At 60.6% G+C, this 21514-nt stretch carries 20 protein-coding genes; 9 read left to right on the top strand and 11 right to left on the bottom strand.

Features of this window, described 5'->3' with window-relative positions; genetic code table 11:
• Window positions 1–22 precede the first annotated feature (22 nt).
• The 5 genes from trpB (at window position 23) to PspS35_RS00165 (ending at window position 6001) form a co-directional block, all read left to right on the top strand.
• Complete coding sequence (gene trpB, locus PspS35_RS00185; protein ID WP_159932232.1) at window positions 23–1249, top strand: tryptophan synthase subunit beta; 1227 nt, start codon at window positions 23–25, stop codon at window positions 1247–1249.
• On the top strand, window positions 1249–2061 hold the full coding sequence (gene trpA, locus PspS35_RS00180) for a tryptophan synthase subunit alpha (RefSeq protein WP_159932230.1): 813 nt from the start codon (window positions 1249–1251) through the stop codon (window positions 2059–2061). The genes trpB and trpA overlap by 1 nt, the downstream gene beginning before the upstream one ends.
• A 199-nt stretch (window positions 2062–2260) precedes the next feature.
• Window positions 2261–2926 carry a hypothetical protein gene (locus tag PspS35_RS00175; RefSeq protein ID WP_159932228.1) on the top strand — a complete coding sequence of 222 codons (666 nt, stop codon included), beginning with the start codon at window positions 2261–2263 and terminating at the stop codon, window positions 2924–2926.
• Window positions 2927–2946: 20 nt separating this feature from the next.
• Window positions 2947–4095 (top strand): hypothetical protein, encoded by a 1149-nt coding sequence (locus PspS35_RS00170; protein ID WP_159932226.1) that lies wholly within the window; start codon window positions 2947–2949, stop codon window positions 4093–4095.
• Between the two features lie 247 nt (window positions 4096–4342).
• Window positions 4343–6001, top strand: a complete 1659-nt coding sequence (locus tag PspS35_RS00165; protein WP_159932224.1) for a BBE domain-containing protein — start codon at window positions 4343–4345, stop codon at window positions 5999–6001.
• A gap of 39 nt (window positions 6002–6040) precedes the next feature.
• Here the strand turns inward: PspS35_RS00165 and PspS35_RS00160 are convergent, their stop codons facing one another.
• The 6 genes from PspS35_RS00160 to PspS35_RS00135 form a co-directional block, all read right to left on the bottom strand.
• A complete protein-coding gene (locus tag PspS35_RS00160) occupies window positions 6041–7351 on the bottom strand; it encodes an MFS transporter (RefSeq protein WP_159932222.1) in 1311 nt (436 codons plus the stop codon).
• Window positions 7352–7471: 120 nt separating this feature from the next.
• Window positions 7472–8620, bottom strand: a complete 1149-nt coding sequence (gene dgoD, locus PspS35_RS00155; RefSeq protein ID WP_159932220.1) for a galactonate dehydratase — start codon at window positions 8618–8620, stop codon at window positions 7472–7474.
• Window positions 8621–8668: 48 nt separating this feature from the next.
• On the bottom strand, window positions 8669–9289 hold the full coding sequence (locus PspS35_RS00150) for a 2-dehydro-3-deoxy-6-phosphogalactonate aldolase (protein ID WP_159932218.1): 621 nt from the start codon (window positions 9287–9289) through the stop codon (window positions 8669–8671).
• Between the two features lies 1 nt (window position 9290).
• Window positions 9291–10250 (bottom strand): 2-dehydro-3-deoxygalactonokinase, encoded by a 960-nt coding sequence (locus PspS35_RS00145; RefSeq protein WP_159932216.1) that lies wholly within the window; start codon window positions 10248–10250, stop codon window positions 9291–9293.
• A 96-nt stretch (window positions 10251–10346) separates the two neighbouring features.
• Window positions 10347–10676 (bottom strand): DOPA 4,5-dioxygenase family protein, encoded by a 330-nt coding sequence (locus tag PspS35_RS00140; RefSeq protein WP_159932214.1) that lies wholly within the window; start codon window positions 10674–10676, stop codon window positions 10347–10349.
• 31 nt (window positions 10677–10707) lie between these two features.
• The gene (locus tag PspS35_RS00135; RefSeq protein ID WP_159932212.1) at window positions 10708–11658 is read right to left on the bottom strand and encodes a LysR family transcriptional regulator; all 951 of its coding nucleotides are present in this window, start codon (window positions 11656–11658) and stop codon (window positions 10708–10710) included.
• A 103-nt stretch (window positions 11659–11761) separates the two neighbouring features.
• Here PspS35_RS00135 and betC point away from each other — a divergent pair, with 103 nt between their 5' ends.
• The 3 genes from betC (at window position 11762) to PspS35_RS00120 (ending at window position 15919) form a co-directional block, all read left to right on the top strand.
• Window positions 11762–13276 (top strand): choline-sulfatase, encoded by a 1515-nt coding sequence (gene betC / locus PspS35_RS00130; protein ID WP_159932210.1) that lies wholly within the window; start codon window positions 11762–11764, stop codon window positions 13274–13276.
• A gap of 16 nt (window positions 13277–13292) precedes the next feature.
• Complete coding sequence (gene choX, locus PspS35_RS00125; RefSeq protein ID WP_159932208.1) at window positions 13293–14207, top strand: choline ABC transporter substrate-binding protein; 915 nt, start codon at window positions 13293–13295, stop codon at window positions 14205–14207.
• A 143-nt stretch (window positions 14208–14350) separates the two neighbouring features.
• Window positions 14351–15919: a SulP family inorganic anion transporter gene (locus PspS35_RS00120; protein ID WP_159932206.1), complete on the top strand. Its 1569-nt coding sequence runs from the start codon at window positions 14351–14353 to the stop codon at window positions 15917–15919.
• Window positions 15920–15947: 28 nt separating this feature from the next.
• Here the strand turns inward: PspS35_RS00120 and aroE are convergent, their stop codons facing one another.
• Both aroE and hemF read right to left on the bottom strand, forming a co-directional pair.
• Window positions 15948–16766 carry a shikimate dehydrogenase gene (aroE, locus tag PspS35_RS00115; protein WP_159932204.1) on the bottom strand — a complete coding sequence of 273 codons (819 nt, stop codon included), beginning with the start codon at window positions 16764–16766 and terminating at the stop codon, window positions 15948–15950.
• On the bottom strand, window positions 16766–17698 hold the full coding sequence (gene hemF, locus PspS35_RS00110) for an oxygen-dependent coproporphyrinogen oxidase (protein WP_159932202.1): 933 nt from the start codon (window positions 17696–17698) through the stop codon (window positions 16766–16768). The genes aroE and hemF overlap by 1 nt, the downstream gene beginning before the upstream one ends.
• 160 nt (window positions 17699–17858) lie before the next feature.
• On the opposite strand from hemF, the gene PspS35_RS00105 reads away from it, so the two are divergent.
• Window positions 17859–18836, top strand: coding sequence for a quinone oxidoreductase (locus PspS35_RS00105; protein ID WP_159932200.1), 978 nt, complete (start codon window positions 17859–17861; stop codon window positions 18834–18836).
• A gap of 42 nt (window positions 18837–18878) precedes the next feature.
• Here PspS35_RS00105 and PspS35_RS00100 read toward each other — a convergent pair whose 3' ends face one another.
• The 3 genes from PspS35_RS00100 to PspS35_RS00090 form a co-directional block, all read right to left on the bottom strand.
• Window positions 18879–19436, bottom strand: coding sequence for an L-threonylcarbamoyladenylate synthase (locus PspS35_RS00100; protein ID WP_159932198.1), 558 nt, complete (start codon window positions 19434–19436; stop codon window positions 18879–18881).
• Window positions 19437–19511: 75 nt separating this feature from the next.
• The gene (dprA, locus tag PspS35_RS00095) at window positions 19512–20615 is read right to left on the bottom strand and encodes a DNA-processing protein DprA (protein WP_159932196.1); all 1104 of its coding nucleotides are present in this window, start codon (window positions 20613–20615) and stop codon (window positions 19512–19514) included.
• 63 nt (window positions 20616–20678) lie between these two features.
• Window positions 20679–21455 carry a peptidoglycan-binding protein gene (locus PspS35_RS00090; RefSeq protein ID WP_159932194.1) on the bottom strand — a complete coding sequence of 259 codons (777 nt, stop codon included), beginning with the start codon at window positions 21453–21455 and terminating at the stop codon, window positions 20679–20681.
• Window positions 21456–21514 lie beyond the last annotated feature (59 nt).

Raw genomic sequence — 21514 nt, 5'->3', positions numbered from 1 at the left:
ACTTTCTTTCCTGGAGCGTCCCATGACTCAGTCCCAGACCGATCTACGCAACGGCCCTGACGCCAACGGCCTGTTTGGCGCGTTCGGCGGCCGCTACGTCGCTGAAACCTTGATGCCGTTGATCCTCGAGCTGGCCCGCGAATACGAAGCGGCCAAGATTGATCCGGCATTCAACGAGGAATTGGCCTACTTCCAACGTGACTACGTGGGCCGCCCGAGCCCGTTGTACTTCGCCGAACGCCTGACTGAGTTTTGCGGCGGCGCCAAGATCTACCTCAAGCGCGAAGAGCTCAACCACACCGGCGCGCACAAGATCAACAACTGCATCGGCCAGATCCTGCTGGCACGGCGCATGGGCAAAAAACGCATCATCGCCGAGACCGGCGCCGGCATGCACGGCGTGGCTACTGCTACCGTGGCCGCGCGTTTCGGCCTGCAGTGCGTGATCTACATGGGCACCACCGACATCGAGCGCCAACAGGCCAACGTGTTCCGCATGAAGCTGTTGGGCGCCGAAGTGATCCCGGTGGTGGCCGGCACCGGCACCCTCAAGGACGCGATGAACGAGGCCCTGCGTGACTGGGTCACCAACGTCGACGACACCTTCTACCTGATCGGCACCGTCGCCGGCCCACACCCTTACCCGGCGATGGTGCGCGACTTCCAGGCCGTGATCGGCAAAGAAACCCGCACCCAACTGCAAGCCCAGGAAGGCCGCCTGCCGGACAGCCTGGTGGCGTGCATCGGCGGCGGTTCCAACGCGATGGGCCTGTTCCACCCGTTCCTGGATGACACCAGCGTCGAGATCATCGGCGTGGAAGCCGCCGGCCACGGCATTGAAACCGGCAAGCACGCCGCGAGCCTCAACGGCGGTGTACCGGGCGTGCTGCACGGCAACCGTACGTTCCTGCTGCAGGACGACGATGGCCAGATCATCGATGCGCACTCGATTTCCGCCGGCCTGGACTACCCCGGCATCGGCCCGGAGCATGCCTGGTTGCATGATATCGGCCGTGTCCAGTACACCTCGGTGACCGACGACGAAGCCCTCGATGCATTCCACAAATGCTGCCGCCTGGAGGGGATTATTCCTGCACTGGAAAGCGCCCACGCCCTGGCCGAAGTGTTCAAGCGCGCACCGACCCTGCCCAAGGATCACCTGATGGTGGTCAACCTCTCTGGCCGTGGCGACAAAGACATGCAAACCGTGATGCACCATATGGAACAGTCCCAGCAGGAGAAACACTGATGAGCCGCCTGCAAACGCGCTTTGCCCAACTCAAAGAACAGAACCGTGCCGCCCTGGTGACCTTCGTCACCGCCGGCGACCCTGGTTATGACACCTCCCTGGCGATCCTCAAGGGGCTGCCGGCAGCTGGCGCCGATGTGATCGAGCTGGGCATGCCCTTCACCGACCCGATGGCCGACGGCCCGGCCATTCAATTGGCCAACATCCGCGCGCTGGAGGCCAAGCAGAACCTGCTGAAAACCCTGCAAATGGTTCGCGAGTTCCGCAAAGACAACAACGACACTCCGCTGGTGTTGATGGGCTACTTCAACCCGATCCACAAATACGGCGTGCCTACGTTCATCGCTGATGCCAAAGAGGCCGGCGTCGACGGCCTGATCGTCGTCGATATGCCACCTGAGCATAACGGCGAGTTGTGCGACCCGGCCCAGGCCGCAGGCATCGACTTTATCCGCCTGACCACGCCAACCACCGACGACGAGCGCCTGCCAACCGTGCTCAATGGCAGCTCCGGCTTTGTGTACTACGTGTCGGTGGCCGGTGTGACCGGCGCCGGCGCCGCCACCCTGGAACACGTCGAAGAAGCCGTGGCCCGCTTGCGCCGCCACACCGACCTGCCGATCAGCATCGGTTTTGGCATCCGCACGCCGGAACAAGCCGCTGCCATCGCGCGCTTGGCAGACGGTGTGGTGGTGGGGTCGGCGCTGATCGATCACATCGCCAATGCCAGCAATGACCAGCAAGCCATCGATGGCGTGTTGAGCCTGTGCGCGGCGTTATCGCACGGCGTGCGTAACGCGCGCGCAGGTTAAGGCGACCAACAGAGGGTTCAACAGCTCTGTTGAACCCTCTTTATTCAGGCTTTTGCGCGCACTGTCTTGCTCTGAAAGACTCCAATATCTGATGCGTTGTCTTACGGCAGAACACGACGCCGGCTTCACCCATACGGTTACTCTTCACTGATAATCCTTCGGCAAATTTTGGTTCTATAACGCCAGAAAGGATACTTTGATGAAGGTAAATACTCTTCCACAACCCCATCCCCAGGCTGACGCCGCTCTAGCGTCCACCACGCCTACGCCAATTCCCCCTGAAAAACAATTCAGCTCACGCGTTTACGAAGAATTGAAAAGTCTCGATCACCTGTCGGCACTCCTTAAAGAGTCCCCGTATAAAAACGGCTACTTGCGCTTCTCAGAGGACACCGGGTGGAAGTTCAGCCCCAACATGAGCTGGCGCGACAAACTTAACTTACGGGATGCCGGGTTTTCAAAGGCCGCTATCAACCCCGCCGATATGGGGCTGGTAAAACCTGGTGAAGAAATCGCGCGTTGCAACCTTTTACAACGGGTGAAGACAAAAATAAACAGCTACCCAGTCACGGTGGAGTCATTCGAAAAAACACCCGCCAAACCACCCGTTGCCAAGCCACACACGAGCTTACTCGCTGCGAATATCGTAAAGCCTACGCCAATGCCTCGTACGATTTCCCCAGACGCTACACCGACTGACAGACCGATCCCCGCACTACGTCTGGATATACAAAAGCATCTGAACGCTATGGACGATTCTATACAGCCGCCAACATTATCCAGCGCCCCTGTCGAGCCAGATAGTTTGTCCATCAAGGAACGTGCGCAAGCGTGGGAACGCCGTAATCAACCAGCGATTAACTAACCTGAAAAATAGGTCATCCTATGTTAAGTACGATTAGAAATCACCTTGTGCATCGTGAGCTGTACCCAACAGACACCTCTCAAGAACTCCAAACTAAAGCAGAGCGACTCAACGACCAGATTAAGCTCACAGAAAACAGCAATGAACTTCGAACGAAAAAACTCGAGCATCTGGCTAAACATCCTCTTTTGGCAGCGGAGCTCTCCAGTGCTGCCGCAAGTAGCGAGAGAAAGTTGGCGCACTTCACCAAGTACACATCGCCTTGGAGCACCGAGTCCAGGACGGAGGGCTATCCCCGGATAAAAGATGGCAAATTTACCCTCTCCGCGCACAAAGGGGTGAAAGTGTACTGGGCTGAAAAGTTTGACCGGACGTTCGATACCCAGTTGACGTTAAAACACAAATCCTGCAACGGCGGCTTTAAAGAGGCACAGCATAAATTAATTCCGCTTGACGCAAGCCTTGCCGAGAGGATGATTGACACATCATCACGAATTACAGTTTTAGACTTAAAACTTGCCGTAGATGCCATTAAGCAATTAGAAGTACTCGATGTACGCGAAAAAGAGAAAGCTGTTTATGAGGAAAAACAGGCCAGGAACCAGAAAAAACTTGACAAGGAAACTGCAAAGCAAAATGCAGCTAGCCATTTGAGGGAAGGCGCTCTAAACATCTTTAAAGACGGGCCGGCTATGGACTATGTAAACAAAAAAGCCACGCCCGACCGTTCCAATAAACAGCCTACATTGAAAAATACTGAAGATCCGAGCATGGCAAAAATATGGGCTCATTCGCGCGAAGGTATCATTACTTATATGAATGCCGCGCTGAACAATCAATCGGACAAGGGAAATATGTATACGCATACGACTTATTTGTCCGAGAAAGAGGTCAAAAACCTAGTAAAACTTGAACACACTCAAAAGCATTACAAGCCCACCGGCTTTATCACCGCCTCATTGAGTAACAGCAACGCGGTCGAAGGTCATCAACCACTCAATGCGGTATTCACTATCGTCGGAAAACCTTACCAGGCAACGACTCATGATGGAGCCGATAATGTGTTCAAGAGCGGGACACCCTTTATTGTCGAGTCCGTCACTCAGGAAAACGGAATGGCCCATGTAAAAATGCGTGAATCTGGCGTGCCACCACTCATGGAGTCATAGTCAGTAATTATCCAAGCAGCCGGCTATACCGACAGTCAATACGTTCCATCCCGGCCGGAGTGTGGATCGCGTTGTAGTTAGCCATCAATACTTCGATTTTCCGCTAGGCTTGAGAGGGGGACATTCCGTCCCCCCAACACACTTCGTGCCTATTGTCGTCTAACCACCTCGCAAGCCCCGCATTCCTTGCCTTTCGGTCGTTAAGTTAGCTGCATCAGAAGTCATCCTTGTCTCCTAGGAGTACATCATGGCATTTGATCTCGTCACCGCTTCGGACCGCCGTCACTCAACCTTGCAGAAAGGCTTCAACCTGCGCTGGCCACTGGGCAACGCCCAAGGTCAATCATCAGCCAATGGCGCCAACCTGATTTACCTCTGTTACAGCCCACAGGACATTATCGACGCGGCTGCACAGGCCCTGGCGATTGCCAACGGCCGGATCACGGTTCGCAGTGGCGGCCACTGTTACGAAGGGTTTGTCGCTAACAAAATGCCCGGTGCTCCCAACGAGGTGTTATCGATTCTGGATATTGGGCAAATGAACCAACTGGCCTATGACGCGACGGGGCAAATCCAATCCCAACTGGTGGCAGGCCTACCCTATCGCTACACCGTTCGCCTGGAAGCAGGCGGCCAGAATTGGGATGCCTATGTCGCGCTCTACAAACTGGCCGGCAAGACACTGCCCGGTGGCTCTTGTTATTCCGTGGGGCTGGGCGGGCATATCTGCGGCGGCGGCTACGGGTTGCTGTCGCGCAAACACGGGTTGGTGTGCGACTGGCTGGACGGGGTCGACATACTGGTCCCCAACGCCCAGGGCAACGGCTTGATTCCGGTTCACGTCTCCCGTGACAGCACAGACCCAGACGAACTCAACCTGTTCGCCGCGTGCTGCGGTGCGGGGGGCGGCCAGTTCGGCATCATCACCAGCTATTACTTCAAGGCATTGCCGGACGCACCGAAAGAGGTGCTTTGGCTGGTGCTGGAATGGGACTGGGCGCTGCTGACCAAACCGGCAATCGACAACCTGCTGGCCGCCTACCAACTGTGGTTTGCCAGCAATCAGAACAACCCGGATACCTGGGGATTGGCGAGCAAACTGGAGATGCGCCATCAGCACACGGGCAACGTAACCCTGGGCATTCACTACGTGGACAAGGATGGCGAACTGAACGACCAGGCGCCCTTCGACGATTTCGTCACCCGGATGCTCGCCGCCATCGCACTACCGGCCACGGAGTCGCTGGTTCCGTTTCACGTAGTCCATATGCCACGCGGCAATGCTGCCGGGCGTACCATCCACTCTTTGTCCGCTGCCCGGGAAGCCGCTCAACGCCTGGATTGGCTACCGTGCCAGCAAACCTTGAATGGTTCAGGGGACAACCAGCGAGGACGGTACAAGTCGGCGTACCAGAAGGGGGGGTTCACGCCTCAGGTACTGCAGGCCATCTGGGACACCTTAACCCTGGATGACCCCGACAACGAGCTGACCCAGAGTCTGATCCAGATTCAATCCTTTGGCGGGCGCATCAATGAACCCGCTCCGGGCGTACGTCGAGAGTCGTCGGCGGCGCAGCGCTCCTCTTACTTGAAGTGGCAACCGCAATGTTACTGGCGCGGTGCCAGCGCCGCCTCGGATCAGGCTCACGCGCGATGGATCCAGGGGTTGTATTTCAAGGCCTTCGTCAATGACGGCGGCGTGCCCGTCAACAGCGAGTTCGAGGGCTGCTACATCAACTACCCCGACCTGGACATGACGCACCTCGGGGGTAACCCCGCCAATGCCAAAAACCCCAATTGGTACAGCATCTTCTTCCCGAACCTGATCATCGAAAGCCGTCTGCGGCGTACCAAGCAACACTGGGACCCGTTGAATGTGTTCCGTAACGAGATGTCGGTGCCGTAATCCAAAAAAAGAAGGGCGCCCCAGGAGGCGCCCGCTTTTCTACACCTCGATCCGTTCGACCTTGCCCACCAGCAGGATGTAGGACAACGCCCCCAGCAGCGCCAGCACCGCGATATAGGTGATTGCCGGCGCAAACGAATCGCCGCTGGCCAAAAAGCCAATCACGATCGGCGTGGTAATCGCTGCCAGGTTGCCGATGAAGTTGAACACGCCGCCGGTGAGCCCCAGCAACCGTGCGGGCGCCAGCGTCGAGACCAACGACCAGGTAATCGAGGCCAGGCCATTGCCGAAAAACGCCACAGCCAGGAAGGCGATAACCAGCGGTGTCGAGTCAACGAAGTTGGCGCCGATGATCGCCGTGGAGATCAACAGGCCGCTGATGATCGGCAACTTGCGTGCAAAGCCCACCGACGCACCCCGGCGGATCAACCAATCGGAGAACAACCCGGAACACAACACCCCGACAAAGGCTGCCAGGAACGGCAGGGAGGCCAGCATCCCGGACTTGATGAAGTCCATGCCGCGATATTTCACCAGGTACGTCGGGAACCAGGTCAGGAAGAACCACAGCGTGGAGTTCAGGCAGAACTGCCCCAGGTAAATCCCCCACAATTTGCGCTTGCTCAGCACAATGCCCAGGTCAACCCAACTGAATGGCGCCTTGCTTTTGGCCGCCTGTGCGTTGAGGTCGACCAGCCCGCCACCGTCGCGGATCAACTCGATCTCGGCCTCGTTGACGCCCTTGAAATCACGGGGTTCGCGATACACCGCGTACCAGATCGCCGCCCACAAAATACCGACGCCACCGGTGACGATAAACACCATGTGCCAGCCGTAGTGATGCTGCAGCCAGGCCAGAACCGGCGTAAGGAATGCCAACCCGACGAACTGCCCTGAGGTGTAGAAACCAATGGCCGTGGCGCGCTCGCGCTCCGGAAACCAACTGGTGACCACACGGCTGTTGATCGGATACGCCGGCGCCTCCAGCGCCCCTACCGCCATGCGCAGCACAAACAGCGCAATGAAGCTGGCAGCGAAACCCAGCATCACCGTGGCGATGGACCACAGCAACAGCGCGACGGTGTAGAGGATGCGCGGCGGCACGCGGTCGACCAGCCAGCCGCCGGGGATCTGCATGGCGGCGTAGGTCCAGCCGAACGCGGAGAAGATCAGGCCGACGTGCACCGGGTCTATCCCTAAGTCGCTGGTCAACGCCGGGGCAGCAATCGACAGGTTGCTGCGGTCGAGGTAGTTGATGACCACGGTGATAAACAGCAACACCATGATGAAGTAGCGCTTTCGGGTAGGCGTGACTAAAGACGCCTTTCCGGTGAGGGATTCAGGGTGCATGGGGGTTGCCTCTTCTTATGTTTGTTGAGGACTGAAACTGAGCTGACTGAAGAAACCGGATCAAGTGTGGGAGGGGCTTGCCCCCTCCCACATTTTTGACCGTGTTCTTTCAGGCAGAAATCACCACTCGGCGAAGCTGCCGTCGGCATGGCGCCAGATCGGGTTGCGCCAGCGGTGGCCGATGGCTGCGCGTTCGATCACGTATTCCTCGTTGATCTCAATGCCCAGGCCCGGCCCGTTGGGGATCTTCACGAAGCCCTGGTCATAGTCGAACACGCCCGTGTCACGCACGTAGTCGAGCAGGTCGTTGCTCTCGTTGTAGTGAATGCCCAGGCTTTGCTCCTGGATAAACGCGTTGTAGCAAACCGCGTCCAGTTGCAGGCAGGCTGCCAGGGCAATCGGGCCCAGCGGGCAGTGCAGGGCCAGGGCCACGTCGTAGGCTTCGGCCATGTTGGCGATCTTGCGGGTTTCGGTGATGCCGCCGGCGTGGGACGCGTCCGGCTGGATGATGTCGACGTAGCCTTCGCTGAGCACGCGCTTGAAGTCCCAGCGCGAGAACAGACGCTCGCCCAGGGCAATCGGCGTGCTGGTCAGCGGCGCGAGTTCCTTGAGTGCCTCGTAGTTCTCGCTGAGCACCGGCTCTTCGATAAACATCAGTTTGTACGGGTCCAACTCCTTCATCAGCACCTTGGCCATTGGCTTGTGCACACGGCCGTGGAAGTCGACGCCGATGCCTACGTTCGGGCCCACCGCATCACGCACGGCAGCGACGTTGGCCAGGGCCAGGTCGACTTTTTCGAAGCTGTCGACGAACTGCAATTCTTCGGTGCCGTTCATTTTCACCGCAGTGAAACCACGGGCCACGGCCTCTTTGGCTGCGCGGGCGGTGTCGGCCGGGCGGTCGCCGCCGATCCATGAATACACGCGGATCTTGTCACGCACCTGGCCACCCAGCAGGTCGCTGACGGACACGCCGAGGGCCTTGCCCTTGATGTCCCACAGCGCCTGGTCGATACCGGCGAGGGCGCTCATGTGCACGGCGCCGCCCCGGTAGAAACCGCCGCGATAGAGCACCGTCCAGATGTCTTCGATATTGCGTGGGTCTTTGCCGATCAGGTAGTCGGACAGTTCTTCAACAGCAGCCGCCACGGTGTGGGCGCGGCCTTCGACCACGGGCTCACCCCAGCCAGTCACGCCCTGGTCGGTTTCGACCTTGAGGAAGCACCAGCGCGGCGGGACGATAAAGGTCGTCAGTTTGGTGATTTTCATCTGTTATCTCTCTTATAGATGCAGCGCCTGTGGGCGCGGAACTTGATATCAGCTCAGGGCTTTCCAGGCGGCGACATAAGCCTGGGCGCGGCTCGCTACCTGATCCACTGTCATACCCGGTTTGAACAACCCGGAACCCAACCCGAACCCCTTGGCGCCGGCGTCGGTGAACACCTGCATGTTGTCCGGGGTAATACCGCCCACCGGCAGCAGCAATGTGCCCGCCGGCAATACCGCCAGCCACGCCTTGATCACCGCCGGGCCCATTTGCTCGGCCGGGAACAGCTTCAACACGTCGGCGCCTTCGCCCAGCGCCGCAAAGGCTTCGGTGGGCGTGGCCACACCCGGCGACAGGTACAGGCCAGCGGCTTTGGCGGCGCGCAAGACCTTGGCATCGCTGTGGGGCATGACGATCACTTGGCCGCCGGCGGCTTTGACTTGCTCGACGTGCTCCGGCGTCAACACCGTGCCGGCACCGATCAGGCAATCGGCGGGCAGGCTGTCGCGCAGGGTGCGGATGCTGGTGTAAGGGTCCGGCGAATTCAGCGGGACTTCGATCACGCGAAAACCGGCGTCGTACAGCACCTGGCCGACCGCCTGGGCTTCATCCGGGCGCAGGCCGCGCAGGATCGCGATCAAACCGTTTTGTGCGAGTGCTTGCTTGAGCATGTCAGGCCTCCGATACAGGTTGAGTGAGCCCGGCTGCCACGGCGAGTTGCCACAGGCCACGCTCGGTGGCTTCCTGCGCCAGGCTGACGCGGGCAAAGCCGCAGAGGGCCAGGGCGCGCTGGTAGCGGGCGCACAGCGGCGCGGCGCCCACCAAAATAATAGGGTTCGTGCGGGCAGTGGCTGGCAGCCCGGCCAGTTCGTGACCGATCAACAGGCCAGACAAATAATCGGGCTGCTGGTCGGCGGCGAGCTCGGCGGTGAGCCCCAGGGTACGGGCGCTGAACAAGGTCGACAGCACGCCGCGCTGGCCGTCCTGGGAGAGCGCCACGCGCACGCCTCGGTCAAAGGCGTCAGCCTGGAACGCTTCGGGCGTCTGTTGGGTGCGGCCGAGGATGCTGTGCTTGCTCAGCACGGCGAACACTTCACCGGTCATGAACGTATCGAAGTGAGTGATGCAGCCATCGACCACCTCGACCCACTTGGAGTGGCTGCCCGGCAGGCCGATCAACACCTCAGCGGCCAGCCCTTGCAGCACACCCAGCACTTGGGTTTCTTCGCCGCGCATCACATTGGGCAGACCGACCTGCTCGATCACACCGGGCACGATGTGCACATCGACACCGCGCAGGCTGCGCACTGTGTGCAGCGCCTGGCCCAGGCTGGCGACGTCGACAGGCGTGTTGCGATAGGTCGCTTCGCTCCAGCCTTGGGCGCTGCCGACCATGCCGCAGGCAATCACCGGCAAGCCCGGCTGGGCGTCGAGCCAGTCACCGCAGGCCGCATCGAAGGCCAATTCAAAACCATCACTGCAACGCACACCGGCGATGTCCCGGGGCTCGCTGGGCAAATGCATGATGCCCGACGCCAGCGAGCGTTGTTCCAACACCACGCCTGCGGGGCCGAGTTTGTAAGCACGAAGGGAGCTGGTCCCCCAATCGAGCGCGATCAATTGCGCCTGCATCGCTTCACCTGATTTCAGAGCGGATGCGGCGAATATAAACCTAAGGGCTGAAAAGTCTCAATATATAAATATCAATCCCATATTTAGGGATTATATTTAAGATAAGGCTGACAGGTTCAGGTCACGCATGGCGCCCATCCAGACTGCGTAGTCGGTGTGGTCCTTCAAGTCGTCGCCGGTATCCGGGTGCAGGAACACCACCAAGCCGTTGCGATGGATGACCAGCCACGGCAGCACCACGCCGATGTATTCGGGGTCGAACGCCAATTGGCAGCTCCAGTCCGGGTGCGGGCCTACGGGCTTTTGGTGCACACGGCCCATGCGCAGGGGGAAGAGCTTGGCAGCGTCTTCGCACAGCGTGCGCGCCTGCTCGAGGGTGCTCGCGTCGAAGTAGATATGGGCGTGATAGCCCTTGATACGTTGCATGGCGGACTCCGGATCCAATAGGCGCCAAATCCTAGACCGCAATCGACGGCAGGGCCAGCCCGGTCAACGACTGCGCGCTGTTGGCCTGCTCGGCCACCAGCCACTCGACAAAGCGCTCGACCAACTGCCCACGGCGTTTGCGCTGGGGCTGCACCACGTAATAGCCGTAGCGTGAGATCACGGTCTCGCTGATCGGCCGGCACAGCCAGTTCTGCTCCAGCAGGTTATCCACCAAATGGCGCCAGCCAATGGCCACACCCTGGCCAGCAATCGCTGCCTGGATCAGCAAGGTGTAGTTATCGAAACGCAGCTGGCCGGGGGTCGGCACGGTGGTGATGCCCAGTTCGCGGAACACACCGCTCCAGTCGAACCACTGGCTGTTGTTTTCCTGGCGCAGGTGCAGCAGGGGAACGTCATGCAGGTTCTGCAAGGTCAGGGGTGTCGCCTGGGCCTTGAGCCACTGCGGGCTGCACACCGGGAACACTTCTTCATTGAACAGCCACAGGCTGTCGCCCTGCTTGAAGCGGCCATCACCAAACAGCACCGCCACGTCGATGTCGCTGCGCAGGGTGGCGTGGTTGCGTTCGCTGGTCACCAGGCTCACATCGACCTGAGGGTTGGCCTGGTGGAAACGGTGCAGGCGCGGCATCAGCCAATAGGCGGCGAAGGCGAAGTCGGTGGCCACTTGCAGCACTTCGTGCTGGTCCTGTTGGGTGATGGCGCTGAGGCCCTGGTTGATGCTCTGCAAGCCGCCTTGCACATGCTCGAACAGCAGCGCGCCGGCGTCAGTCAGTTCGATGCCACGGTAGATACGATCAAACAGCCGGACCGCCAACTGTTCTTCCAGGCGCTTGATCTGCTGGCTGATCGCCGGTTGGGTGGTACCCAGCTCCATCGCCGCCGCCGTAAAGCTGCGATGGCGCGCCGCCGCTTCGAACGCGCGCAGCAGGTCGAGGGACAAGTCACCCAGGGCTTCATACATAAGCTGTGCTTATCCTAGACATTGCTTTTCATGGGCTTTACCCGATTTTCCATGGGCCGCATGCTCATTCGCATAAACACCGCCTATGGAATGCCGAGAACCCATGAAGCGCAAGAACATTCTTTTCATCATGGCCGATCAAATGGCCGCGCCGATGCTGCCGTTCTACGGTTCTTCCCCAATCAAGCTGCCTAACCTGAGCCGCCTCGCCGAACAGGGCGTGGTGTTTGACGCCGCCTATTGCAACAGCCCGTTGTGCGCGCCGTCGCGCTTCACCTTGGTCAGCGGCCAATTGCCGAGCAAGATCGGCGCCTACGACAATGCGGCGGACTTCCCCGCCGATGTACCGACTTATGCCCACTACCTGCGTCGCCTCGGTTACCGCACCGCGCTGTCGGGCAAGATGCACTTCTGCGGGCCGGACCAGTTGCACGGCTACGAAGAACGCCTGACCAGCGACATCTACCCCGCCGACTACGGCTGGGCGGTGAACTGGGATGAGCCGGACGTGCGCCCCAGTTGGTATCACAACATGTCGTCGGTGCTGCAAGCCGGCCCCTGCGTGCGCACCAATCAGCTGGATTTCGACGAAGAGGTGGTGTTCAAGGCCCAGCAGTACCTGTTCGACCATATCCGCGAGGACGGCGACCAGCCGTTCTGCCTGACCGTGTCGATGACCCATCCCCACGACCCGTACACCATTCCCAAGCCGTTCTGGGACCTGTACGACGACAACGACATCCCATTGCCTGTAACACCCGCGCAAGCTGATCTCGACCCGCACTCCCAGCGCCTGCTCAAGGTCTACGACCTGTGGGACAAACCGTTGCCGGTGGATAAGATCCGCGATGCGCGCCGGGCTTACTTCGGTGCTTGCAGCTACATCGACAGTAATGTCGGCAAGCTGCTGCAAACCCTGGAAGATACCGGCCTGGCCGACGACACGGTCATCGTGTTCTCCGGCGACCACGGCGACATGCTCGGCGAGCGCGGCCTCTGGTACAAAATGCACTGGTTTGAAATGGCCGCCCGCGTGCCGCTGCTGGTCTGTGCACCGGGGCAGTTTGCGGCGGGGCGCGTCTGCCACGCGGTGTCCACCGCCGACCTGCTGCCGACCCTGGTCGAGCTGGCTGGCGGCCAGCTCGACCCACAACTGCCACTGGACGGCCGCTCATTGGTCCCGCACTTGCAAGGGCAGGGCGGTCACGACGAGGTGTTCGGCGAGTACATGGCCGAAGGCACCATCAGCCCACTGATGATGATTCGCCGGGGCGCCCACAAATTCATCTACAGCGAGGACGATCCCTGCCTGCTGTTCGATGTGCACAACGACCCACGGGAGCAGGAAGAACTCAGCCAGTCGCCGCAACATCGGGCACTGTTCGACGCCTTCCTGGCTGAAGCGCGGGCCAAATGGGACATCCCGGCGATCCACCAGCAGGTGCTCGCCAGCCAACGCCGTCGGCGCCTGGTGTTCGAGGCGCTGACCCAAGGCAAGCTGAAGAGCTGGGACCACCAGCCACTGGTAGACGCCAGTCAGCAGTACATGCGCAACCATATCGACCTCGATGACCTGGAGCGCAAGGCACGTTATCCACAACCCTGCCAAAACCAATAAATACAGAGGGAAGGCCATGCAAAAATTAACCGTGGTATTGGGCATCCTGGCGCTAGGCAGCGCCAACGTGTACGCAGACGCCAGTTGTGAAACGGTGAAGATGGCCGATCCAGGTTGGAGCGACATCGCGGCTACCAATGCCATCACTGGTTTTCTACTGACCGGCATGGGCTACAAACCCAAGGTCGATACCCTGGCGGTACCGATTACGTTTGGTGGGCTCAAGGACGGCCAGGTGGATGTGTTCCTTGGCAACTGGATGCCGGCGCAGCAGGGTTTCTATGACAAGTTCGTGGCCAATGGCGATGTGGTGCAACTGGCGAAGAACCTCGACGGCACCGAGTTCACCCTCGCCGTACCAGACTACGTGTGGGACGCGGGTGTGCATGATTTTGCCGACCTGAACAAGTTCGCTGACAAGTTCGACAAGAAGATCTACGGCATCGGCTCCGGCGCACCGGCGAATATCTCGCTGCAGGAGATCATCAAGAAGAACGACTTTGACCTGGGCCAGTGGAAGCTGATCGAATCCAGCGAACAGGCGATGCTTGCCGAAGTGTCGCGGGCGGTGAAGAAACAGCGCTTCGTCACGTTCCTCGGCTGGACCCCGCACCCGATGAACGTGCAGTTGAAAATGCACTACCTCAAAGGGGGCGAAAAGTATTTTGGTGACACCGGCAGCGTGTACACCCTGACCCGCAAAGGTTATGCACAGGCCTGCCCGAACGTAGGCAAACTGCTGACCAACCTGAGTTTCACCCAGGAGATGGAGAACAGCATCATGGCCGAGGTGGCCAACAACAAGGTCAGCAATGGCGAGGCAGCGAAGGCGTGGATCAAGGCCAATCCGGCAGTGCTGGATAAATGGCTGGATGGGGTGAAAACCGTGGATGGCAAAGAGGCGCTGGCAGCCGTCAAAGCCAAGCTCTAACGCCTGGCACAGCCTCAATGTGGGAGGGGGCTTGCCCCCGATTGCGGTCTGCCAGTTACAAATACCCTAGCAGGCAAGCCCCCTCCCACAACATTCGGCGTGTACTGATACCCTTGAGCCAAACCTTTTCAGCCGAGTTATAAATGCCCCGGCCCAACCGCCACACACTCTTGCCCTTCCTCAGCTGGCTCCCACGCCAAACCCGCGCCAGCGTTGGCCGGGACGCGCTGGTCGGTCTCAGCGGTGCCGTGCTCGCGTTGCCGCAGTCGATTGCCTACGCGCTGATCGCCGGTCTCCCACCGGAATACGGGCTGTATGCCGCCATCATTCCAGTGCTGATCGCCTGCCTGTGGGGCTCGTCCTGGCACCTGATCTGCGGTCCGACCGCGGCGATTTCCATTGTGCTGTATGCCAGCGTCAGTCCACTGGCCGTGCCGGGATCACAGGACTACATCACCTTGATCCTGTTGCTGACGTTCCTCGCGGGCGTGTTCCAGTGGTTGCTGGGCATGCTGCGCTTCGGCGCGCTGGTGAACTTTGTGTCCCACTCGGTGGTGCTGGGGTTCACCATGGGCGCCGCCGTGGTGATCGCGCTCGGGCAGTTACCCAATCTGCTGGGGCTGGACCTGCCGAGCCAGGCCACGGCGATCAATAGCCTGCTGGCGTTGATCGACCACGGCGGCGAATGGGACCACGCCTCACTCGCCCTGGGTCTGGGCACTCTGCTGGTAGGCGCAGTGCTCAAATTCCTGATGCCACGCTGGCCGACACTGTTGATCGCCCTGACCCTGGGCAGCCTCGCGGCATGGCTGTGGCCGGCGATGTTCGGGCATGTGGCGCTGGTCAGTGCGTTTATCGGCAAACTGCCGCCGTTCAGCCCGTTGCCGCTCGACCTGGACATGATCCTGCGCCTGCTACCGAGTGCAGTAGCGGTGGGCATGCTGGGGCTGGTGACCAGCCTGTCGATTGCCCGCTCGCTGTCGGCGCGTTCGCAGCAGTTGCTCGACGCGAATCAGGAAGTTCGCGCGCAGGGTTTATCCAACATCGTCGGCGGATTTTTCTCCGGCTACTTGTCGGCCGGTTCTTTTACCCGCTCGGGTCTGAGCTACGAGGCGGGCGCCTGCTCACCGTTGGCCGGGGTATTTTCTGCATTATGGGTGGCGCTGTTTGCGCTGTTTGGCGCAGCGTTGATCGCGCACATTCCGATCCCGAGCATGGCGGCGAGCATCCTGCTGATTTGCTGGGGCTTGGTGGATCATCGCGGTATTCGCGCACTGTTGCGTGTCAGCCGCGCCGAGTTTGTGGTGATGAGCCTGACCTGCGTCGCCACCTTGCTGCTGGAGCTGCAAACGGCGATTTATGCCGGGGTGTTGGCGTCGCTGTTTTTCTACCTCAAGCGCACCTCGCAACCACGGGTCCAGCAATGGCGCGACGGTGACGAAGATGTGCTGCGGGTCGGCGGCTCGATCTTCTTCGGCGCCAGCCATTACCTGCAAGTGCGCCTGCAAAGCCTGGCGGGCGAGCGGGTGGTGATCGAAGCGCAGCAGATCAACTTTATCGACTATTCCGGGGTGGAGATGCTGCACCAGGAGGCGCGGCGGTTGAAGGGTTTGGGGCGTAGCCTGACGTTGCGCGGGGCAAGGCCGCAGGTGGTGCAAGAGCTGAAGAAGCTGGAAGGGGCCGACAAATGCCCCCTCCATTTCGAGAACTGAACGCGGTTCACATGTGGAAGGGGCTGTATCAGGCCAACTGGCGGCGTAGCTCAGCCAACACCGGTGCCGAATCCGGGCGCACACCGCGCCACAGGAAGAACGCTTCGGCTGCTTGCTCAACCAGCATGCCCAGGCCATCCATCGCCACCGCTGCACCTTGCTCTGTGGCCCAACGGCAGAACGCGGTGGGCTCCTTGGCGTACATCATGTCGTAGCAAAACGTCTTGCCCGGCTCGATCAGGCTGCCGGCAATCGGCGGTACTTCGCCTGACAGACTGGCAGACGTGGCATTGATAATCACGTCCACCGGCTCACGCAGCCAGTCGAAACCACTGGCAGACACTGGGCCCAGGTCGTCGAACAGCTCGGCAAGCATTTCAGCCTTTTCCACCGTGCGGTTGGCGATGATCAACGAAGCAGGCTGCTCAGCCAGCAACGGCTCCAGCGCCCCGCGCACGGCGCCACCGGCACCCAGTAACAGGATGCGTTTGCCCTGCAGGCTCAACCCTGCGTTGACCGTCAGATCGCGCACCAGGCCCGCGCCGTCGGTGTTGTCGCCCAGCAGCGTGCCATCGGCCAACTTGCTCAGGGTGTTCACCGCGCCGGCGCGTTGGGCGCGCTCGGTAAGGCTGTTGGCCAGGCGGTAGGCATCTTCCTTGAACGGCACGGTGACGTTGGCGCCACGGCCTTGCAGAAAGAACTCACGGGCACAGCCGGTAAAGTCCTCCAGCGGCGCGAGCAAGGTGCTGTAGTCCAGTTGCTCGCCGGTCTGCTCGGCGAACATGCGGTGGATCAGCGGCGATTTGCTGTGGCCGATGGGGTTGCCGAACACGACATAACGGTCCATCAGACTGCCGCCTTGGGCGCGGCAACGCCCAGCCAGTCACGGTCCTGCAGGAAGTAATCGGTGAGCCGCGCCTCTTCGCTGCCGGCCTCGGCTTTCCAGTCATAGCTCCAGCGCACTTGGGGCGGCAGCGACATCAGGATCGACTCGGTGCGCCCACCCGATTGCAGACCGAACAGCGTGCCGCGGTCGTAGACCAGGTTGAACTCAACGTAGCGGCCGCGACGGAACTCCTGGAATTCGCGCTGCTGCTCGGTATAGGCCAAGGCCTTGCGGCGCTGCACGATGGGCAGGTACGCGTCGATGTAGGCATCGCCGATGGCGCGGATGAAGGCGAAGCAGGTGTCGAAGTCCCACTCGTTCAAGTCATCGAAGAACAGGCCGCCGATGCCACGGGGCTCGTTGCGGTGCTTGATGTGGAAGTAGGTGTCGCACCACGCCTTATAGCGTGAGTACACGTCCGGACCGAACGGCGCACAGGCCTGTTCGGCCACCCGGTGCCAGTGGACGCAGTCTTCTTCATTGCCGTAGTAGGGCGTGAGGTCAAAGCCTCCCCCGAACCACCACACCGGCTCTTCACCTTCTTTTTCAGCGATGAAAAAACGCACGTTGGCGTGGGAAGTCGGCACGTGGGGGTTGTGCGGGTGGATCACCAGCGACACGCCGAGGGCTTCAAAGCCACGGCCAGCCAACTCGGGGCGGTGCGCACTGGCGGACGGCGGGAGGCCGCTGCCAAACACGTGGGAAAAGTTAACGCCGCCTTTTTCGATCACCGAACCGTTTTCGATCACACGGGTGCGACCGCCGCCGCCGGCAGGCCGGGTCCAGGCGTCTTCGATAAAGCGAGTGTCCGTCTCGAAGGTTTCCAGGGCACTGCAAATGCGGTCTTGCAGGTCGAGCAGGTAGGCCTTTACAGCCTCGGTGCGGGTAGTCATGGCATCACCTTGAATCGGGCAAAGCTACGCGAGGCCATTGGGCGTCGGCGGCAAATGGGCGCACAGGATACCACTGCACCCCACACCGCCGCAGTTGACGAAGATCAAGCTTAGGAGTCCGATAGGGGGCTACGCAAATTCGAACCCAGGAGAAGTGCAGATGGCCAAACGTATCCAGTTCAGCGCCCATGGCGGCCCCGACGTACTTGAATATGTCGACTACACGCCGGCAGAGCCGGGCCCGCAGCAGGTTCGGGTGCGTAATGAGGCCATTGGCCTGAACTTCATCGACACCTATTTCCGCAGCGGCCTGTATGCGCCGCCTGCCTTGCCGTCCGGCCTGGGCGCAGAAGGCGCCGGCGTGGTTGATGCCGTTGGCAGCGAAGTCAGCCAATTCAAGGTCGGCGACCGCGTGGCCTATGGCAGCGGGCCGCTTGGCGCCTACAGCGAACTGCACGTCTTGCCCGCCGCCAACCTGGTGCACCTGCCGGAGGACATCAGCTTCGAACAAGCCGCCGGTGCCATGCTCAAGGGCCTGACCGTGCAGTATCTGCTGCGCCAGACCTATGAACTCAAGGGTGGCGAAACCATCCTGTTCCACGCCGCAGCCGGCGGCGTGGGTTCCCTGGCCTGCCAATGGGCCAAGGCGCTGGGCGTGAAGTTGATCGGTACCGTGAGTTCGCCGGAAAAGGCCGCCCTAGCCAAATCCCTCGGCGCCTGGGAAACCATCGACTACAGCAAGGAAAACGTCGCACAGCGCGTGCTGGAATTGACCGACGGCAAAAAAGTGCCGGTGGTGTACGACGGCGTGGGTAAGGATACCTGGCTGACGTCGCTGGACAGCGTGGCACCACGTGGGTTGGTGGTGAGCTTTGGCAATGCCTCAGGGGCTGTGGATGGGGTGAACCTGGGGATACTCTCGGCCAAGGGCTCGCTGTACGTGACTCGACCGACCCTGGCGACCTACGCCAACAACCCGACGAACCTGCAGGCGATGGCGGATGATCTGTTTTCGATGATCCAGAGCGGCAAGGTGCGCATTGATATCAACCAGCGGTATCCGCTGGCGCAGGCGGCGAAGGCGCAGACGGAGCTGTCGGGTCGACGTACCACGGGGTCGACCATTCTGTTGCCTTGAGGGCCTCTTCGGGGGCTTGCCCCCGATGGGTACGACGCGGTCTCAGGAAGGCCGCACCACCTCACCCGTCGCGAGGTTGCGAATCAGGCTAGGGTTCTTGCGCCCACCCAAGGCGCCACCCAACACCAGGTCCACCTGCCCACGGAAATACTGCTCGACACGAATCCGCGAGCGAGCCGCCGGGCGTCCCTGGGGGTTTGCCGAGGTGGAAATCAACGGCCCCACCTGCGCGCATAAATCGCGCACCAAGGGGTGATCGCTGACCCGCAGCGCCACGGTGTCATGCACACCGGTGACCCATTGCGGCAGTAAATCCTGATGCGGCACCAGCCACGTGTTCGGCCCAGGCCAGGTGCTGGCCATGCGGTCGATCCAGGTATCCGGGAAGTCCTCGAACAGGAAATCGAACTGGCGGATATTGTCGGCTACCAGGATCAGGCCCTTGTCCACCGAGCGATTCTTGATCGCCAGCAACCGGTCCACCGCTTCTTCGTTCCAAGGGTCGCAGCCCAGGCCCCAGACTGCCTCGGTTGGATAGGCAATCACCGCACCTGCGCGAATTTCTCGTGCGGCTTCCAGCACACGCCACCTGTTGACCATTGTTTACTCTCCGGACTAAAGCTCTGGGCAGTTTACCGATCTTCGTTACAAAACCTAGTTCCAAAAAACCGGCAGCTACAAAAGCTGGCCGCGCGCATGCCAGCGCCCACTTTCACAGATCACCAGGCCTTCAAGCTCCAGCTCCGTGAGGGTTGCCAGCACTTGGGACAAAGGCCGTCCACTGGCAATGGCCAGGGCCTCACTGGTGTGGGGGGCCGCGTGCAACAGCGCCACCAGCGGGTGCGTCACCGGTATGGGCGCCGGCCGCGAGAAGGCCTGCCATCCGCGCAAGCCTTCGAGAATATGCTCGATGGTCTGCACCAGCGTGGCGCCCTCGCGGATCAACTGGTGGCAGCCTTTGGCGCCGGGATGATGAATGGAACCTGGGATCGCATACACCTCGCGCCCTTGCTCAGCCGCCAGTTTCGCGGTGATCAGCGAGCCGCTGGCCATGCTGGCCTCCACCACCAGCACGCCCAGGGACAGACCACTGATGATGCGGTTGCGCCGGGGGAAGTTACCGGCGTGGGGCGCAGTGTCCAACGGGAACTCCGAAACTACCGCGCTGCCTTGGGCAATCATCGCCGCTGCAAGCCGTCGGTGGCGCTGTGGATAAAAATTTTCCAGCCCGGTGCCGAGTACGCCGATTGTATGGCCACCCACATCCAATGCGGCTTGATGCGCCGCGCCATCGATGCCCAACGCCAAGCCGCTGGTGATGACAAAACCGGCACTCGCCAGACTGCGGGAAAACGCGGCGGCAGTGTCCATGCCGGGGCGCGAGGCGCGGCGGCTGCCAACCATCGCCAGTTGCGGTTTTTCCAGGATAGTTGGGTCGCCAGCGACAAATAACAGCGGCGGCGCATCGTCGATCTGTGCCAGCAGTGCCGGGTAATCAGGCTGGTCCCACATCAGCAAATGCTGGGCCGGACCCTCCAGCCAGGCCAATGCCGCACCGGCACCGTCGCGCACTTCAGGGCTGCGTCGAGCATCGGCGCTGATGGACGACAACCCCAGGGAGCGCCAGGCACTGGCAGGAGCACTGATGGCTTTTGACGCGCTACCGAACGCTTCGATCAATACGCGAAAACGCTTTGGGCCCACCTCTGGCAGCCTGTGCAAGCGTAGTCGCGCTTCCAGTTCTGACGGGGAAATTTCACGGCTGTTGGTCGGATACATCAGATCATCCTTGATCGGAAAAAGCTGTGGATAACTCTGTTGGTAACTTATTTAGCAGGCTATTTATTGCGTATGACGGACAGTCTCGAAACGGTCCATCACCGCCAGTGACCGTGACGCGCTGAGGACCAGGCCGTAACTGAGCTTTTCGTAGGTGCGGAACACCAGCAGCTGGCCGGCGTGTTCATCGGCAAGTTTCACGGGCGCCCCTGTAAGGGCGTCACGGACGGTCGCACCGGTCTTGATGACGGCCATCAACTGACCTTCCACCAGCCCGTCGCGCCGGCCTTTGTTCAAGGTGATTGCATCGAGCACCCCGATCTGGGTAACGCCCTTGGGAACATCGATAATGTGCCCGTCGATGAAGGCTGCGGATTTAGGGATATGCAGGTGTGCCAGTTCGACAGGCGCCTGGGCACGGAGCAAGCGGTCGCCAGGGCGTATTTCCTGGGTGATTCGCTGGACGACCAGGGTGCTGAGGTCGCCAGCCGTCACAAAGCGTGCGGTGCCGATGTCGTCGGCATTGATGCCCAGCAATTCCTGGGTTTGCGGGTCGGTATAGACCCGGCCTCGGCGAAAGATCCCGTAGCTCGGCTGGGCGGGGTCCAGGTTGCCCCTGGCATACACACGTTCGCCGTTGGCGCCCAGCACGCGGCCGGTATCGGCCGCGACAATGTAAGGTGCTGTGTCCAGATCCTGAGGTGTATCAAGAATACGGTTATGCAGTAAAAAGCGCTGGATGGCCTGTTGCGTCGCCAAATCCAGGCGCTGGCCTGGCTGGGGAGACAACGCAATGGCCAACGGCGCCCACAGCAGCAAGACGAGTAGCGATTTCCTCATGGGGTGAATCTCCTTTATTATGTGCGTTCGCGTGAAATGCCATAGCCTTCGCGGCTTTT

The sequence above is a fragment of the Pseudomonas sp. S35 genome (assembly GCF_009866765.1).
GTDB lineage: Bacteria > Pseudomonadota > Gammaproteobacteria > Pseudomonadales > Pseudomonadaceae > Aquipseudomonas.
This window is presented reverse-complemented; position numbering and strand designations above follow the sequence as displayed.